Below are 17926 nucleotides of genomic sequence, written 5' to 3'. Positions count from 1 at the left end.
GGGCCACCTGCTGGGTGGCTTTGGTCGCTTCTTCTGCGTTGGATGCTAATTCTTCGCTGGTGGCAGCAACGGTCTGGCTGGTGGTATTTATCTGTTGAATAATGTGCTTCAAGTTGTCTACCATGGTTTTGAAGGCGCTGCCGAGAGCTTGTATTTCATCGCCGGATTTGATATCGGGTACGCGTACTGTCAGATCACCTTGAGCAATTTCACCGGCTACGTTCGTCAGGGTTATTACCGGTTTTGATATGCTTCTGCCGAAGAAAATGCCGATTGATGTGCCCAGAAGCAAAGCCACAGCAGATACGCTATAAGTTACTGCTTTAGCAGTATTGGTTGCGTTTTTGGCCGTGTTAACGTTTTCTGTTATCAGACTATCGTTTAACGCAATCAGTTCGGCCGAGGCTGCTTTGAACTCTTTAATAGCTTTGGCGGCAGCGTCGATATATGGCTGGGCTGCCGCATCGTTATGTACTCGGTAATAATCAATAATTTTTAAGCCGTTACTATAATAAGTTTCTTCAGCTTCAGTGATTTTTTCAAATAGTTCCCTTCCCTTTGCTGTGGTAAGTAACTGTTTTGTCTGAATCTTCAATTTATCTATTTCACTTTTATTATTTTTCAGTTCCTCTACACTGCTCTCTTTTCTGTAAATCATAAAACCCCGTACCTGGACAATTTCCTCTTGAATAAGGCTGTCCAATTTCATCAAAGCTACCGTAACCGGAAGTCTTTTTTCCAGTACATAGCCGTATTCTTTCTCCTGGTTTTTCAGACCAAATAGACCTGTCGCGGCTACTCCTGCTAGTAGAACTAACACTACTACAAAACCCAGTAAAATTTTCGCCATCAGCTTTAACTTCATTTTTCTCTCCTCCCTTTGCAGATAGTAATATTAGATCAGGGCAATTTACAGGAAATTAAAGTCAACCTTGCAGTGAGATGGGACCTCCTTTCATATGAAAATTTTCTAAGTAAATTACCCCAAAAAACAAAAAACACCCTTCGGTACCATTCAGCCCCAAAAAGGGCCGGTTGGAACCGTGGATGTTTTACAACTGGGAATCCGGTAACTTTGTACTGTGTTCCCTAAATATTTAAAGCCTGCTTGCAGGGCAAACAGGCCAATTTCCAGAGTTGGCAGCCCTGCGGTCATAGCAACCGGGCAGTTGCAAAATCATATGGTTGCCAACTGCTGCTGTGCCTTAGACCCATAGCTTTGCGTCACTGTCTTTCGACAAGTTTGCTTTTGTCAGTCGCATATTACCAAAACTAACACATACTTATTTTGGTAATAATATTCAACAATAAAGGACAAAATCCTTCAAAATACAACAAAGTTATAAAGGCTTATTTAAAATTACCAAGCAGACTGCCGAATTATCTGGAATGTCCAGGTGGAAGGTGAGGTGGACAATTTCCCTGCCGACAGTCTCTTCTACCATGGCAATAAAGCCCTTTTTTTTGAGTTCAAATAAGCTTGTCCGATAGGCTGTAATCGTATCAGTGTGTTGCCACTCCCAAAGTTCCAGTTCCACTTTTCTTAAAATTCCGGAGAACTGCATGACAATTATATCTTCATAAATTTTAATGTTTAGTTGATCTGGGCCTTTGGCAAACAGTTCTTTAAAAAACTTTTTTGTGTTGGCCAGCAGGGTATGCCCATAATACTTGATTACATCTGAGGACATGAAAAAACCTCCTGGTCTGTAAATATAAATCCGTCTTAGCATGGTATTCCCGTAAAAAACAAAAAAGCACCCTTCGTACCATTCAGTGCCTGGAACCGGTTGGTACGCCGAATGCCTTTTGCGGAATTCCCGAGAGCCTGGCTCAGGCTTTCCATGCAATGAATAAAGCATGGAATAAATTTCGACAAAATCCTGGGTTTCCCTGCAAACCATTATTTTTCTGATTTATTGTTCTTCTCCGGCCCCTTCTATAGTGGGCATATCCACCGGTTTGTTAAAATCATAATAATTGAAGGTCATATCGGCTACGATTTTTATTTCCTGTTCACCCATTTTCAAACCGGTTTTCTGCCTGAGATCCACCCGGTGTATAAAATTGGTGTCCGGGTTAACATAAAGAGTGTACTCCTGAACAATAGTCATACCCTTGATGAGCTGTTTGATGGTTTCTATCTGTTCGTCTGAGGCGTGGGAGTTGCTCGTAAGCTGTTTGGAAATTAATGCTTTCAGCTTATCGGGGTCAGCGGATGTTTTAACAACGGAAGTTTCAATGCCGTTAATTTTTTTAGACCCTGCAATTTCGCACGGACCTGCGATGGCGGCGAGATTTTTTAATATCTGCGCTGCATTTTGACTTTGACCGGGTTGCTGAAAATTACTTAAATTAGGAGGGGCCAAATAGGGTTGCCATTCTGTTCCGCTTACTCTGGTAAAGACTTTGCCTGAATTGTTTACATATAGTTCCATGTTCTGGGTCTGGTCCATAGTACCCAGGTCCGTTTTCATGTATAACTGACCGGGGGCTTTAAAACTTCCTGCGTATTTTATTTTTCCTGAGCCCTGCAGACCTCCCATGTTCATTATTGCTATACCGTTAAACTTATATGAACTGACATCGGAATTCATGGTCTCAAGAGAGTTTTCCAACAAACTATCGGCAGAACTGCTGCAACCGGCAGCCAAAAAAATGAATGCGATTGCCAGAGTCGAAACAATGTATTTGAAAAATTCAGTATATTTACACTCTCGCATTGACTGCACCTCCTAAAGTTGTTATAATAAAAATTCTATACCGGAGAAACTAAATCCTGCACGGAATTTTCTTTTCCGGTACTGGCCGGCTATTCATTCTCATTGGAAATAATATGAGAGGAAACCGATTAAAATACTGAAAAAAGGATTTTATGCAAAACCTTTGTCAGTACAGGAAAAACCTGTTGTGGAGAAAAGGAAAAACCCCCGCGGATGTCGAATTAAATTTTATGTTTTGCCCAAAAGGAGGAATGGAATGAAGGACCAGAAAGTCATAGCCATTGATGGGCCCGCCGGGGCAGGGAAAAGTACTGTAGCCAAAAAGGTTGCCGAGAAACTGAATTATATTTATATTGATACGGGGGCTATGTACCGGGCCGTAACCATTAAGGCGCTGAACCAGGGGGTAGCTCTTTCCGATGTTGATGCTATTGTGAAGCTGGCGGAAAATACTGATATAAAATTTGTTTACGATGAGAAGGGTAACCAACGGGTTATCATGGACGGTCAGGATGTCAGTGAAGCGATCAGGACCCCTTTGGTGACCAACAATGTCTCCGAAGTGGCTGCCATACCGGGCGTACGGCATGCAATGGTGAAGTTGCAGCGCGAAATGGCTGCCAACCAGGGCACTGTTATGGATGGCCGTGATATTGCCAGCTATGTGTTACCCAATGCCGATTTTAAGTTTTTTTTAACGGCTTCTCCGGAAATTAGGGCTGCCAGGCGGCAGAAAGACCTGTTCGCGCAGGGGTTTGAAGTAAGCCTGGAACAGTTGACCCGGGAAATTATCGAGCGCGACCGTAAGGATTCGCAGCGGGAAATGGCCCCGCTTACGCGGGTTCCGGAGGCAGAATTAATTGATACTTCGAACATTACGGCCGACCAGGTAGTTGACCTGATAATTTCGCGCGTTTTAGAGGGGGACAAACCTTGATTTACCGTGTGGCCTGGGTATTGGTTTTGGCGTTTTTAAAAATAGCCGCCGGATTCAAAATAATTGGGCGTGAGAACCAGGTTCCCAGCGGCCCTGTTATCGTGGTATCCAATCATGTCAGTAATTGGGACCCATTAGCCTTGGGTACCGCTTTAACCAGACAAGTACATTTTATGGCCAAGGATGAATTATTCCGGAATTTTTTGCTGGCCTGGTTACTGCGAAAGCTCGGTGTAATTCCTGTCAAACGGGGAAGAACGGCGAAAAGCGCTATTGTTGAATCGCTGAAAGTTCTTAAAAAAGGAGAGGTGCTCGGAATATTTCCCGAAGGTACAAGAAACATAACCGGCGAAATACTCAAACCTAATGCGGGCGCAGTTATGCTGGCTCTGCGGGCAAGAGCCCCCATACTGCCGGTGGCTTTGTCCGGTACGCGGGAGTTCAGGAAAATGAAAGCCATTATTGGAAAACCTATTTATCTGGACCAGTATTATGATGAAAAACTGGATAAAGAACAAATTGATAAAATCAGTGAAGATATAATGAATAACATTCGGCAATTATTAAAAACGGCCTAGGAGTGATTGGGTTTGGAGTTTATTTTGGCTCCCAAAGCAGGGTTCTGCTTTGGAGTAAAAAGAGCATTGGACATTACATTAAAAACTGCTAAAGAACATGCCGGGCCTATTTATACATTGGGGCCGCTTATTCACAATCCGCAAGTTGTTCAGCAGTTGGAACAACGAGGCATCAAAGTAGCCGAAGACCTGTCTGACATTCATGAAGGCACTTTGGTTATCCGCTCCCATGGCGTGGCGCCTGATGTACTGGAAGAGGCTGCCAGCAAAGGACTACAGGTTATCGATGCCACCTGCCCTTTTGTAAAAAAGGCGCAGGAATTGGCTAAGAAAATGCAGGCGGAAGGCCGCTTGGTGGTGGTGATTGGTGATAAGAAGCACCCAGAGGTAGCCGGCATTATCGGTTGGACCGGTAACAGGGGGGTTGTGGTGGAAAATCCGGAGGAAGCAGAAAAGATTGAAACAGGATCTCCTATCGGAGTTGTCTGCCAAACAACTCAGCCCGAACAAAATTTTGAAGAAACCGTACGCATTTTGCAAAATAAAGGCACTGATATAGTAGCCCATAATACTATTTGCCATGCTACAAGGGAACGGCAGGATTCGGCCATTAATGTGGCAGAATCAGTAGATGTCATGATAGTGATAGGCGGCAGGAACAGCGCCAATACAAAAAAACTTGCCCGCCTGTGTGAAGAAACAGGAACCCCGACCTATCATATAGAAACGGCTGCGGAATTGCAGCAGGATTGGTTTAAAGGGGCAAAAAAAGTGGGGCTGACGGCTGGAGCGTCAACTCCGGGCTGGATTATCGAGGAGGTTAAGAGAAAGATGGAAGAGATGACCAACAGGGATGAAGGGATGAACATGGAAAAAGCTCTGCAGTTTAAAGCTTTTCACCCCGGTGATATGGTAACTGGTACTGTGGTGCAGGTGAACGATGACGAGGTTATGGTTGATGTAGGCGGCAAATCGGAAGGGGTTATTCCGCTAAGAGAAAGTTCCTGCTGCAATCATAATAACCTGAAGGAATTGTTCACAGTAGGGGACCAGGTGAAGGTAGTTGTGCTGAAGGCCCAGGATGATGAAGGCAAAATAATTTTATCCAAGCGGAAAGCCGATGCTGAACTCACTTGGGGATGCCTGGAAGAGGCATTTGATTCGGGGACTCCTGTAGAAGGTACTGTCAGGGAAGTTGTCAAGGGCGGTTTGCTGCTGGATTTGGGCGTCCAGGGATTTATGCCTGCCTCTTTGGTTGAGAGGTCATATGTGGAAGATTTAAACCAGTATTTAGGCCAGAAGTTAAAGGCTAAGATTATCGAATTGCGAAGGGATGCCCGCAAGGTGGTCCTGTCCCGTAAAGCTATTCTGGAAGAAGAGGCGCAGGCGAAAAAGGCGGAAACTTTAAGAAACCTGCAGCCGGGACAGGTTGTGAAAGGTACTGTTAAAAGGTTGACAGATTTCGGCGCTTTTGTTGATATCGGAGGTATTGACGGACTCCTTCACGTTTCTGAAATGGCATGGTACAGGGTGGGACACCCTTCCGAGGTGGTCAAGGAAGGTGACCAAATTGAGGTATTCATTCTTGATGTGGACAAAAATACCGAGAAAGTATCACTGAGCCTCAAAAAAGTATTGCCCAACCCCTGGGATACTGTTGCCGAAAAGTACCCAGTAGGGTCAATAGTAGAAGGAAAAGTGGTACGTTTGGCGCCCTTTGGCGCTTTTGTGGAACTGGAACCGGGGGTTGACGGTCTTGTTCACATCTCCCAACTGGCCAATCGCAGGGTGGCCAATTGCTCGGAAGTTGTCTCGGCGGGAGATATGGTCAAAGCCAAAGTAATTGAAGTGGATGCGGAAAAGAAACGCATCAGTTTAAGCATGAAAGAAGTTGAAGAGAACAATGAGGCTTGTGAAATAAAAGAAATGCTGCAGAACCAGGATAACGAACCGGGCCCGACCCTAGGCGATGTCTTCGGGGGGCTGTTCAAAAAAGAATATAAAAAGGAGGATGAAGTGGAACCGGCCAGCGAGTAGGACGCCGGGGGAAAACGTGTGGATTGCTTACTATAGTTGGGCTTTTAACCTTAAGGTTAAAGGCCCTTTCTTATTGGGTATATTTAGCTGCTACCAGGGGAAACCTACTTTACAGGTAAAAGGTTGAAAAGTGAAAGGAGAGTTCATTATGCCCAGATTTCCAATAGGAGTATTGATTCTTATCGTTTCATCCGTACTGATTTACTTTGGTCTGGCTCACCGGGTACTGGACAGGTTGCGCATATCGGACAAAACAGCATTGGCTGTAATCGGCGCCATGATTGTAGGAAGTTTTATCAACATACCCATTCCCGGTGCAGTACCGACCAGTATTAATGTCGGTGGAGGATTAATACCGCTTGGCTTATGTATATATCTGCTGGTTAAAGCCGGAACCTCCAGGGAGTGGGTCAGGGCGCTGGTAGCTTCCGTAATAACGGGCGGAGCGCTCTATTATGTTTTCAGTATAGCTACCAGAGGCGCTATAGAAGGTTCTTTAGGTTTCCTGAACTCGGTTTATATTTACCCCTTAATTGCCGGTATCATCGCCTATATAGCGGGACGTTCCAGAAGAGCGGCTTTTGTGGCGGCGACTCTAGGCGTTTTATCACTTGACATCATCAATTATTTTTATCTGCGGACTACAGGGACGCCCGGCCGGGTCTTTATAGGCGGAGCAGGCGCCTTTGATTCTATCGTATTGGCCGGCATTGTGGCAGTCCTTTTGGCAGAATTAATCGGCGAAACAAGGGAGCGGTTGCAGGGCGGCCCAGCTTCCGAAGGCAGACCCAAAAAGCTTTTGAAATCCCTGCAAAACGCCGAATACGCCAATGCTTTGGGCGTCAAGCCGGAAGAAACGGGGTCTGACCAAAAGGACGATAAAAAGGGGGATCAACATGAATAACTGGAAAAACCTGCGCCTGATATGGGGCATAGTGTTGCTTGGCTTAGGTTTAAGCATTATCAGTTACGCTACCGCTATGACCATAATTGATACCCATGGGCCGATGGTTGCTTATACCGTTGCCGAAAAACTGGGTATCGGCCAGATATGGGAAAAAGAGCTAAAAGTAGGGGAATACATCACCATTGTAGATGAAAGAACCAACGAGGTACTGGATAAAATATCCCGGCAGGTTTACCGCGGGGACAAAATTATTACCGAAGACAACCGGGAATATGAGGTCATAAATGTAAAAGGAAACCGGGCCATGGCCAGGAAGTTGGGAATGGCCAAAGGTGTGGTATGGAAACCTGAATGGGATGAATATGCTACTTTACCTGTGGCGAGAGGTGAAATGGCTGTTCAGGGTAACAAGAAAGCCCAGATAGGTATTTATTACACGCATTCTGACGAGTCGTATGTGCCCACCGACGGAAGCGAATCTATTCCCGGGCGGGGCGGCGTCATGAAAGTAGGAACTGCCCTGGCTGAAGAGCTGCTCAAAAAAGGAGTAAGTGTCGTTAATGACAAGACGTCTCACGAGCCCCATGATTCAATGGCATATCACAGGTCCCGGAGAACAGCCGTCGAACTTCTGAAAAAAAGGCCCATCGCTTTGATAGATGTACACCGCGACGGAGTTCCGGATCCTGACTATTATAATGATAAAATTGACGGTGAAGATGTCACCAAACTGCGCTTAGTGGTGGGACGGCAGAACCCCAATATGGCAACAAACCTGGAATTTGCCAAAAAAGTTAAAGCATATGTGGATAGAGCAAAGCCCGGTTTAATTAAAGAAATATTCATCGGCCATGGCAATTACAACCAGGATTTGGGGCCAAAAGCTATGCTTATTGAGGTTGGAACTCATACCAATTCAAGGTTTTTTGCCGAAAACGGAGCAGCCCTTTTTGCGGAAGCCTTGCCTAGGGTACTGAATTTGCAGGCGGCTCAAAAGGCTCCCGGAGGTATAACAAATCCTCTGTCGGACACCCGGCCCGAATCCAGGAGTGCATGGACTACTCTGGCGTGGATTTTGGGTATAGTATTGGTAGGAGCGGCAGTCTTTCTCTTTATTAGCACAGGCAGTGTTAAAGGGGTTAAATCCAAACTGGGTGAAATAACAAAGACGGAATTTGCCAACTATCTTGGTGACGGAAAAACAGAGGAAGCTGCCAATCAAGATGGAACGAAGGATCCGAAAGATAAACAGAAGCGATAAACACTAATTTCTTGACATACCGAACTCATATACGTGATGAAATTGAAATGGGGAATGAGTTGTGATTCAGTACGGGGTAACCTATGCAGTTGGATTAATTTTCGGAACTTTGGCAAGAATATTAATGCTTAGGTCCGATTACAGACAGTATCCCGGTTACCCCCATGGATATGTTACCCATATTTCCCTCGGTTTCATTGCCGCAGCTATTGGAACTATAGCCATACCAGCAATCGCAGAAAAGGAATTTGCTGCAGTAACTTTCCTGGCTTTAGCCGCCCAGCAGTTTCGGGAAATTCGCAACATGGAACGGGAAAGTCTCGCTGCTCTGGAAGAAGCAGAATTGGTACCAAGAGGTCTTGATTATATAGAAGGAATAGCCAGAGTATTTGAATCCCGTAACTACCTGGTAATGGTTACTGCACTTGTGGCAAGCGGAACGCACTTTTTTACACACTCAGTCTATCTTGCTGCCTTGGCCGGGGGAATTTCTATTATAATCTCCATAGTATTGTCCAAAGGCCGGGTTATAGGTGATATCGCAGAAGTAGTGCCCGCTGAATTAAAATTCAAAGGAGCTTTGTTGCAAGTTGCGGACATTGATATCATGAACGTCGGCCTTCCCCATATGCGGGAAAAAATATTAAGGGACGGGTTGGGGGTTTTAATTAAGCCCAAACATGATAACGCCAGGGCTACTTTGCATAATATGGGACAGCGACAGGCCATTGCTCACGTAGCAGCGACCATCTTGGGCGTGAAAAAGGATGTTGATGTACCTGAATTTACCCCGATGCTTAGGAAAAATGTGGATACAGGCGCCATAGCCCTTTTTATTGTGCCGGCTGAAAAAGACATGGTGAGCCTTTTGTTTGCTGTGAACAGGGTTCCGGTTTTAGAAAGTGCCCGCCGAGCGCCTTTGAAAACCAGGGCCGGTAGAATGGCAGCAGACTAAGGAGGGATGCCTTATATCCAGGGAAAAATTTCTGGCTGTGGTAACCATGAACAAGGAAGCGGTGGGGGGCGATATTCCCATTTTTTTTGCTTCTGACCAGGAGGAATTAAGCCGTATAGCAAGTACTCTGGCCCAGGTGCTGAAAGCAATGGTGCATGATATGGGCAACGGGGTCTATATTATTGTCCGGCATTAATAAACCTCGGTAGGTGATAAGGCTGAAAATAATTTATCATTGCTTTGGAGGGTCTCATTCATCTGTTACAGCTGCCGCAATACATGTGGGTATACTTCCGGTTGACCGGATACCCACCCGGGAGCAGTTGGAGCAGGTGCCATATTTCGACAGGCAGGTAAACAAAGACCACGGCCATTTGCGGTTAATGGGCATTGACGAATATGACAATGAAATATACATCATAGGCCGGCGAAATACCCATAAAGAATTTGAAAGTATAATCATGAACTTAGCTGAACTTTTTGAGTTTGCTGATGACATACACCTCGTTAACTGTATGCCATACGTAAACTGGAAGATGGTAGTGGGCGGATATACGTCCCGGCGCTTAAAGCTGGTCAGTATCGGCAGACCGATAATTGTAAAAGGAGTCCAGTATTCCTATTTGAAAATTGCCAGTTTGGTCCAAAACGTAAAGGTGCAAATAGCAGCGGCAAATAAAAAAAATATTACCCGGAACCTGTAGTCAGACTGGCAGGCGTATATTGCAAGGGATTCACAAAATAAGGGGGAGCAGGGGGGAATGAAAATCATATATTATTGTTCAACGGGATTAGGCGCTTCAGCGGTTGCTGCGGCGCTTCATGTTGGAATAATTTCGCCTGACAGGTTCCCGGCACCAGAAGAATTGGGAAGGCTGTCTTTTTTTAGTAAAGAGCAAAAAGAGAAAGCAGGCCCCGTTTACTATATAGGCCGGGATGCCTGGGGCAACATGGTATATTCTTTGGGAATTAAAAAGGAAAAAAGCTTGTTGATAAAAACCATTAAGGACCTGATGGAAATCTACGGTAAAAACAATCAATACCTGCTGGTTGATGCTACTGACGCAAATAATTATCTGACCAAGTGGGGGCGGCAGTTTCCTGGTAAACTAGGCCTCCTCTTTTACGTACTGGGAATAAAAAAGAATTACAAAAAACTTGCCGGCCTGGTTAAGGAAGTGCAGTCCTCTTTGCATTAAGCTTACTTGACTTATTCTATTTCTTGGTAGATAATGATGAAGAGCAACCGGCCAGGAGGTGCCAACCAATGCAAAAACAGGGAGCGCTTATAAATTATGTGGAACCGGACAGTATTGCTGCGGAAGCAGGTTTAGAAAAAGGGGATGTTATCAGGTCCGTCAACGGGAATCCTGTAACTGATTTAATAGACTATAAATTTTTAACGACTGATGAATTTTTGGAAATTGAAGTCCTAAAAAAAAGTGGAGAAGAATGGATTATAGAAATCGATAAAGAGTTTGACGAAGATTTGGGTTTGGGTTTTGAAACGGCTACTTTTGACGGCATTATTTCCTGCCAAAACAGGTGTGTATTTTGTTTTGTTGATCAGATGCCCGCAGGAATGCGAAAGAGTTTATATATAAAAGACGATGATTACAGGCTATCATTTTTGCAGGGTAATTTTGTAACGCTGACCAACCTTACGGCTGAAGCCATGCAGAGGATAATCAACATGCGTTTAAGTCCTCTGTACATTTCTGTTCATACAACCAACCCTGATTTACGGGTAAAAATGCTGCGCAACAAAAAAGCGGCCCGGGTCATGGAGCAGTTACAACAACTGGCAGATGCCGGAATAGAGATGCATACCCAGATAGTCCTCTGCCCCGGTATCAACGATGGCGCTGAGCTGGATAGAACGCTGGACGATTTAACCGGCTTCTGGCCGGCCGTTCAATCCGTAGCCATTGTACCTGTGGGACTTACCGGCCATCGGGCTGGGCTCACGGAATTAAGAACGGTGACACCGGAAGAGGCCCGAGACCTGATTAACCGTATTAATTCCCGCCAACAGGAGTTGCGCCGAAAAACAGGCAAAACCCTGGTTTATTTATCCGATGAGTTTTACCTGAAGGCACAGATGCCAATTCCGCCATCGGAGCACTATGATGATTTTGCCCAATTGGAAAACGGAGTAGGCATGGTCAGACTGTTATACGAAGACTTTGCAATGGCCCGGAAGAATATTCCGGATAAAATAAATCCACCCAGGAAGGTAATATTGGCAACGGGCATCCTGGGGGAACAGGCCATTAAACCCATGATAGAAGAGCTGAATGAGGTGAAGGGGCTCTGGATTGATATTTTTTCCGTACAAAACAGGTTTTTTGGCGGAGCTGTAACAGTAACCGGCCTGGTGACCGGGTCCGATATTATTCATGCCTTCAGGGAAAGGGATTTGTCTGGAGATTTGCTGGTCATTCCTTCTGTTATGTGTAAAAAGACAGAAGCGGTCTTTTTAGATGACCTTACCCCGCAGGACCTGGAAAGGCGATTGGGGATAAAAGTTTCCTTGATCGATATTTCAAATGGATTGGATGGGTTTTTGGATGTTTTATTCAACAGGAGGGAACGTGATGGCTAAACCTATTGTTGCTATCGTTGGCCGGCCTAATGTAGGTAAGTCTACCCTGTTTAACCGTATAGCCGGTAGCCGAATTGCTATTGTGGAAGACAAACCCGGGGTAACAAGAGACAGAATTTATAAAGATGCTGTCTGGTTGGATAAAGAATTTACCCTGGTTGATACCGGGGGCATAGAGTTTCGTGACGATAAAGGTTCTATGTCGGATTTGATACTCCAACAGGCGCGTCTGGCCATCGAGGAAGCCGAGGTTATCCTGTTTGTGGTTGATGCCAGAAGCGGCCTTACAGCGACCGATGAAGAAGTGGCCAGGATGCTGCGTAACACTAAAAAACCGGTCATATTAGTAGCCAATAAAGTCGAGGATTTTACCGGCAACATGGATGTTTACGATTTTTACAGGCTTGGCCTGGGTGACCCGATTATGGTTTCGGCAAGTCACGGCTTAAATGTTGGCGACTTGCTGGATGAAGTTGTTAAACACTTGCCTGAGTATGCTGCTGAGGAATATGGCGACGATGTGATTAAAATTGCCGTCATCGGCAGGCCAAACGTGGGCAAGTCTTCGATAGTTAATGCCCTTCTTGGTGAGGAACGGGTTATAGTGAGCGATGTGGCCGGAACCACCAGGGATGCCATTGACACCTATTTTGAAAGGGGAGGCCAAAGATATCTGCTTATTGATACGGCGGGGATGAGAAAGAAAGGAAAAATTGATGAACCTACCGAAAGGTATAGTGTGCTGCGGTCATTAAAAGCGGTGGATCGGTCTGACGTAGTACTGATGATGATTGACGCTCAGGAGGTAGTAACAGAACAGGACAAAAAGATTGCCGGGTATGCCCACGAAGCGGGTAAAGCCATGGTACTGGTTGTAAATAAATGGGACTTAATTAAAAAAGACGACAAAACCACTTTACGGTATACGGAAGAAATTCGGCAGGAGCTTGGCTTTGTGCAATACGCGCCCGTTATTTTTGTGTCCGCCCTTACCTGGCAAAGGGTGCCGCGCATATTGGATTTGGTTAATTACGTGGCGGAACAGCACGCTATGCGGGTATCCACCAGTAACCTGAACGATCTGGTTCAGGAGGCGGTGCGCCTGAATCCGCCGCCTTCCGATAAGGGGCACCGGCTAAAAATCCTGTACATTACTCAGGCAGGAGTTAAGCCTCCGACATTCATTATATTTGTGAATGATCCGGAATTGATGCATTTTTCCTATCAGAGGTACCTGGAAAATCAACTACGGGCTACCTTTGGTTTTGAAGGGACTCCTATACGGATGGTCATTAAAAAGCGGAAGGAGGACTGAAAAATTGAAATTTGCCGTGTTGTTGCTGAGTTACCTGCTGGGGTCAATTCCGGTGGGGTACATAGTCTGTAAGCTGGGAAAAGGCATTAATATTATGGAGCACGGCAGCGGGAATATAGGTTTTACCAATGTCCTGCGGGTGGCCGGACCATTATATGGGGCTGTCGTCTTATTGGGTGATACGGGCAAGGGTATGCTTGCCACTTACCTTGGACTGAAATACGGCATTCAGTGGGGGATACTTGGCGGTATTGCGGCCATGCTGGGTCATAGCTTTTCAATCTTTCTGAAGTTGCGCGGCGGTAAACTGGTGGCGACGGGCTTGGGTGTGTTAATTATACTGGCGCCCAAAGTTGCTTTAACGGCGTTGGCTGTTTGGTTGATAACCCTGGCCTTTACCAGGTATGTTTCCCTGTCATCTATCCTGGCCGGCATCAGTGTGCCTATAGCCATGCTGGCCTATCAGGAGCCTCTGCCAATGGTTGTCTTTGGTGCCTTCGCCGCAGGGTTTGTGGTGATCCGGCACAAGTCCAATATCAGGAAGTTGATGGCCGGACAGGAATACAAAATCGGTCAGAAAGTCGATCCGAAATAAAAGGGGGAGAGCTGATGCCAGAGCAAATTGCTGTGATCGGTGCCGGAAGTTGGGGTACAGCGCTGGCTGTTGTACTGGCCAAAAACGGGCACACCGTCGAGTTAATCTCCAATAATCCCGAACAGATTGAAGAAATAAGGGAAACCGGGGAAAACAGCGCTTACCTGCCCGGCGTTAAAGTACCGTCCGGAATTTATGTGCATGGAGATATGGAGGAAAGTGTCAAAAAGGCCGGTATTGTATTGCTGGGTATACCATCCCATGCGGTGAGGGAAGTAGTCCGGCAAATTAAACCTTATCTGAATAGCGACAAAATAGTGGTTAATGCTGCTAAGGGGCTGGAAGAAAATACCATGTTACGCATGAGCCAGGTATTTGAACAGGAAACAGGTGGTACGCTGCAGGATAATTTCGTTGTCCTGACCGGCCCCAGCCATGCCGAGGAAGTGGGGCGGGAGATGCCTACGGCTATTGTGGCTGCCGGACGCAAACGCATGATAGCTGAAAAGGTACAGGACATTTTTATGTCGCCTAATTTTCGTGTCTACACAAACCCGGATATAGTCGGGGTGGAAATTGGCGGAGCCCTCAAAAACGTCATTGCCATCTGCACCGGGGTGGCAGAAGGACTGGGCCTTGGCGATAATTCCAAGGCAGCCCTGATTACCCGCGGCCTGGCCGAGATTGCCCGCCTGGGGGTGAAATTGGGCGCAAACCCTTTGACTTTTGCAGGGTTAACGGGTATCGGCGACCTGATTGTCACCTGTACGAGCCCCCATTCGCGGAACAGGAAAGCCGGCCTGGCCATAGGCAGGGGGAAAAGTGTGCCGGAAGCTATTGCAAGTGTCAAAATGGTGGTAGAAGGTTTCCGCACCACCAGGGCCGCCTGGCAGTTGGCCCGTGAACAGGGCGTGGTCATGCCGATTACGGAAAAGGCTTACGAAGTGTTGTACGAAGGGCGTAATCCCCGGGAAGCAGTTTATGAGCTCATGACCCGGGAAAAGAAGCACGAGATAGAAGACGTAATCAGTTCGACCTATCCGGACTGGTAAACCATTTCCTAAATTATGAGGGTATATTAATTCCAAATTTGGAATTAATATACCCTGTTTTTTTGCCTGCACCAAAAAATTTATGTTGCCTCCGTCATATTAAGGGGTTAGTCTCATATATATATAATGTTAACGTGTACAACTGGAAAAAGTTTCACCCGAATTCATTTTATTACATTGGTAGTAACGGTGGTTTTACGCGGGGGAGGGATGAGGGATTCAATAATACCGGATTGGGTTTCATTTATATATACAGAAAGGAGTGTGTGGATTGGAGAAGTTAGATATTTTTCGTGATATGGCGGAACGGACCGGAGGTGATATTTACCTTGGCGTAGTAGGGCCTGTCAGAACCGGGAAATCTACATTTATTAAACGGTTCATGGATTTGGTGGTGATAAATAATATCAAAAATATACATGATAGGGAAAGGGCAAGAGACGAATTGCCGCAAAGCGGAGGCGGCAGAACTATTATGACAACAGAACCTAAATTTATCCCGAATGAAGCGGTAGAAATCCCTATCAGCAGCAGCTTAAAAGTCAAGATGCGCGTAGTTGACTGTGTTGGTTATACTGTGGACGGAGCCTTGGGGTATGAAGAAGACGAAGGCCCCAGAATGGTACGCACCCCGTGGTTTGACAAAGAAATCCCCTTCCAGGAAGCAGCAGAAATCGGTACGCGAAAAGTTATCACCGATCATTCCACCATCGGGGTAGTAGTAACTACTGACGGGACTATTACCGAAATACCGCGGGCTAATTATATACCGGCTGAAGAGCGGGTTATAGAGGAACTGAAAGAACTTGATAAACCCTTTGTAGTCCTACTTAATTCCACCAAACCCAAAGCGCCGGAAACCCAGGACCTGGCCTTTTCGCTGGAAGAAAAATATTCGGTACCGGTTCTGCCCATGGACGTAGCCCAACTGACCCAGCAGGACATACTGGACATTTTGGAAGAAATCTTGTATGAATTCCCTGTTAATGAGGTAAATATAACTCTTCCGAAGTGGATAGAAGAGTTGGAAGAAACCCACTGGCTGCGGACAAAATTTGAGGAGGCCGTCGGTGAAACGATACAGGACGTACAAAAACTGCGCGATATCGACGGCGCTATCGAGAAGTTGAGCGTATACGATTTTGTGGGTGAGGTTAATCTCCGGTCAATGGATATGGGCACCGGTATGGCCACTATTGATATGGATGCAACTGAAGGAATGTTCTACCAGATCCTTCAGGAGGTAAGCGGTTTTGAAATCGAAGGAGAACACACCCTGTTAAGGCTTATGCGCGATCTTGCTCACGCCAAGCGTGAATATGAAAAAGTGGCTTCTGCATTAGAGGAAGTTAAAGAAAGCGGCTATGGCGTTGTAACTCCGAGACTTGATGAAATGAACCTTGAAGAACCCGAATTGATTAAGCAGGGCAGCCGTTTTGGCGTAAGACTGAAAGCCAGCGCTCCGTCATTACATATCATCAGGGCCGATATTACCACAGAAATTACCCCTATTATCGGTACCGAAAAACAGTGTGAAGAACTGGTACGTTACATGCTTAACGAATTTGAAGAAAACCCGAAGAAAATTTGGGAGTCCAATATTTTCGGCAAGTCGCTTCATGACCTGGTCAGAGAAGGCATTCAAAACAAGCTGCATAGAATGCCGGAAAACGCTCAGGTCAAGCTGCAGGAGACGTTGCAGCGAATTGTCAATGACGGAAGCGGCGGGCTCATTTGCATAATCATTTAAAATTTCGGTCGCAAGGCCGTCTTTTTTTTATATACTTATTTTTTATTGACAAAGAAAAGGGCAGGTGGTATTATATTCACAAAATACCCCATGGGGGTATAATGAGGGGGTTAATAAATGAACACATTGAAACGATTTTTTCTTTGGCCTTCCAACAATTTAACTACTGTTATTCCTATCGTTTTAGGTCTGGGATTTCTAACGGGTTACGTCTACGACACTTCTTTTCTTAAACAATATATACTGCTGGCTACGTTTCTTATGATTTTCCCTACTATGATTGGGTTCAAGTTGAAAGAGGCCTTCGACCTGTCCCATGCCAAAGTACTTTTAACTACTGTAGTCATTAATTTTGCTATCATTCCGCTGATTGCGTATTTTTTGGGTCTGACTTTTCTGACCGGTGAACCTCAGATGTTTGCCGGATTGGCCATTGCGTCTTTACTGCCCACCAGCGGTATGACTATTTCCTGGACAATGCTGCATAAAGGTAACGTTCCGGCTGCAGTAAAGATAACGGCCGTCAGTTTACTGACCGGTTCTTTGTTGGCTCCCTGGTACCTCTTGGCAATGGTTGGAAAATTGGTACAGGTAGATGTTAAGCAAACCTTCCTGACAATTTCTGTAATTGTTTTCATTCCGTTAATTTTGGGCAACATTACTCATAAATTCTTGATGACCCGTATGACCCAGGAACAGTTTCAGAAAAAGGTTAAACCTTTTTTCCCAGCTTTAAGTGTTTGGGCTATGTTGTTTGTTATTTTTTCCAGTATCAGCATGAAGGCCAGGATGATTATTTCTAACCCGACGGTTATTTTTACCGGCTTAATTGTTTTATCTGTTTTCTATTTACTTAACTACCTTATTAGCACCCTGACGGGGCGGGCGCTTATGGACCGGAAAGATGCTATCACGGTGGTTTACGGGACGGTGATGCGCAATTTGTCCTTGGCCTTGGGTTTGGCCGTCACAACATTCGGACCTAAAGCCGGCTTGATTGTAACGCTTGCTTTTATTCTACAGGTTCAAAGCGCGGCCTGGTACGGCAAGATTTCAGAAAAACTTGGTTTTTTCAGGGAGAAATTGGTTAAAACAAGTTAATATTGCAGGCAAAGCCTGCTTAAAATATTTTTATTGTATAAACGAAAACCACCTGCTTTGCAGGTGGTTCCAAAAAGCTTTAGCTATGAGTAGAAAAATCTACCTCCATT

18 protein-coding genes and 1 riboswitch are annotated in these 17926 nt (G+C 45.6%); of the genes, 15 read left to right on the top strand and 3 right to left on the bottom strand.

Annotation, left to right across the window (positions count from 1 at the left end):
* The 3 genes from ACSNJE_RS15380 to ACSNJE_RS15370 all read right to left on the bottom strand — a co-directional run.
* Positions 1-865, bottom strand: an 865-nt coding sequence (locus tag ACSNJE_RS15380) for a HAMP domain-containing protein (RefSeq protein WP_495253033.1), incomplete at its 3' end; no start/stop codon positions are given.
* 271 nt (positions 866-1136) lie between these two features.
* Positions 1137-1258: riboswitch (cyclic di-GMP riboswitch) on the bottom strand.
* 82 nt (positions 1259-1340) lie between these two features.
* On the bottom strand, positions 1341-1691 hold the full coding sequence (locus ACSNJE_RS15375; RefSeq protein ID WP_013120461.1) for a Na-translocating system protein MpsC family protein: 351 nt from the start codon (positions 1689-1691) through the stop codon (positions 1341-1343).
* A 225-nt stretch (positions 1692-1916) separates the two neighbouring features.
* The gene (locus tag ACSNJE_RS15370; protein WP_474773000.1) at positions 1917-2723 is read right to left on the bottom strand and encodes a DUF6612 family protein; all 807 of its coding nucleotides are present in this window, start codon (positions 2721-2723) and stop codon (positions 1917-1919) included.
* Between the two features lie 256 nt (positions 2724-2979).
* Here ACSNJE_RS15370 and cmk point away from each other — a divergent pair, with 256 nt between their 5' ends.
* From cmk to ACSNJE_RS15295, 15 genes are all read left to right on the top strand, one after another.
* Entirely contained in the window at positions 2980-3660 is a 681-nt protein-coding gene (gene cmk / locus ACSNJE_RS15365; protein WP_052216818.1) for a (d)CMP kinase, read from the top strand.
* On the top strand, positions 3657-4238 hold the full coding sequence (locus tag ACSNJE_RS15360; RefSeq protein ID WP_052216817.1) for a lysophospholipid acyltransferase family protein: 582 nt from the start codon (positions 3657-3659) through the stop codon (positions 4236-4238). Before cmk ends, ACSNJE_RS15360 begins: the two co-directional genes overlap by 4 nt.
* A gap of 12 nt (positions 4239-4250) precedes the next feature.
* Positions 4251-6275, top strand: coding sequence for a bifunctional 4-hydroxy-3-methylbut-2-enyl diphosphate reductase/30S ribosomal protein S1 (locus tag ACSNJE_RS15355; RefSeq protein WP_495253032.1), 2025 nt, complete (start codon positions 4251-4253; stop codon positions 6273-6275).
* Positions 6276-6423: 148 nt separating this feature from the next.
* Positions 6424-7179, top strand: coding sequence for a DUF1614 domain-containing protein (locus ACSNJE_RS15350; protein WP_052216816.1), 756 nt, complete (start codon positions 6424-6426; stop codon positions 7177-7179).
* Positions 7172-8443, top strand: coding sequence for a stage II sporulation protein P (gene spoIIP / locus ACSNJE_RS15345; protein WP_495253031.1), 1272 nt, complete (start codon positions 7172-7174; stop codon positions 8441-8443). Before ACSNJE_RS15350 ends, spoIIP begins: the two co-directional genes overlap by 8 nt.
* Before the next feature lie 61 nt (positions 8444-8504).
* Positions 8505-9398, top strand: a complete 894-nt coding sequence (locus ACSNJE_RS15340; protein WP_474773005.1) for a YIEGIA family protein — start codon at positions 8505-8507, stop codon at positions 9396-9398.
* Positions 9399-9435: 37 nt separating this feature from the next.
* Complete coding sequence (locus tag ACSNJE_RS15335) at positions 9436-9594, top strand: capping complex subunit for YIEGIA (protein WP_013120453.1); 159 nt, start codon at positions 9436-9438, stop codon at positions 9592-9594.
* Between the two features lie 13 nt (positions 9595-9607).
* On the top strand, positions 9608-10102 hold the full coding sequence (locus ACSNJE_RS15330) for a DUF3189 family protein (RefSeq protein ID WP_052216814.1): 495 nt from the start codon (positions 9608-9610) through the stop codon (positions 10100-10102).
* Between the two features lie 57 nt (positions 10103-10159).
* The gene (locus ACSNJE_RS15325) at positions 10160-10597 is read left to right on the top strand and encodes a DUF3189 family protein (protein WP_474773006.1); all 438 of its coding nucleotides are present in this window, start codon (positions 10160-10162) and stop codon (positions 10595-10597) included.
* Between the two features lie 23 nt (positions 10598-10620).
* Positions 10621-12003 (top strand): DUF512 domain-containing protein, encoded by a 1383-nt coding sequence (locus tag ACSNJE_RS15320; protein ID WP_495253030.1) that lies wholly within the window; start codon positions 10621-10623, stop codon positions 12001-12003.
* On the top strand, positions 11996-13318 hold the full coding sequence (gene der, locus ACSNJE_RS15315) for a ribosome biogenesis GTPase Der (protein WP_495253029.1): 1323 nt from the start codon (positions 11996-11998) through the stop codon (positions 13316-13318). Before ACSNJE_RS15320 ends, der begins: the two co-directional genes overlap by 8 nt.
* A 4-nt stretch (positions 13319-13322) precedes the next feature.
* Positions 13323-13913 (top strand): glycerol-3-phosphate 1-O-acyltransferase PlsY, encoded by a 591-nt coding sequence (plsY, locus tag ACSNJE_RS15310; RefSeq protein WP_052216810.1) that lies wholly within the window; start codon positions 13323-13325, stop codon positions 13911-13913.
* A gap of 14 nt (positions 13914-13927) precedes the next feature.
* Positions 13928-14965 (top strand): NAD(P)H-dependent glycerol-3-phosphate dehydrogenase, encoded by a 1038-nt coding sequence (locus ACSNJE_RS15305; RefSeq protein WP_474773008.1) that lies wholly within the window; start codon positions 13928-13930, stop codon positions 14963-14965.
* Positions 14966-15236: 271 nt separating this feature from the next.
* Positions 15237-16715: a stage IV sporulation protein A gene (gene spoIVA, locus ACSNJE_RS15300; RefSeq protein WP_052216808.1), complete on the top strand. Its 1479-nt coding sequence runs from the start codon at positions 15237-15239 to the stop codon at positions 16713-16715.
* 117 nt (positions 16716-16832) lie between these two features.
* Positions 16833-17816, top strand: coding sequence for an arsenic resistance protein (locus ACSNJE_RS15295; protein WP_013120445.1), 984 nt, complete (start codon positions 16833-16835; stop codon positions 17814-17816).
* Positions 17817-17926: the final 110 nt, after the last annotated feature.

Source organism: Thermincola sp. GK-1 (assembly GCF_059412445.1).
This window is presented reverse-complemented; position numbering and strand designations above follow the sequence as displayed.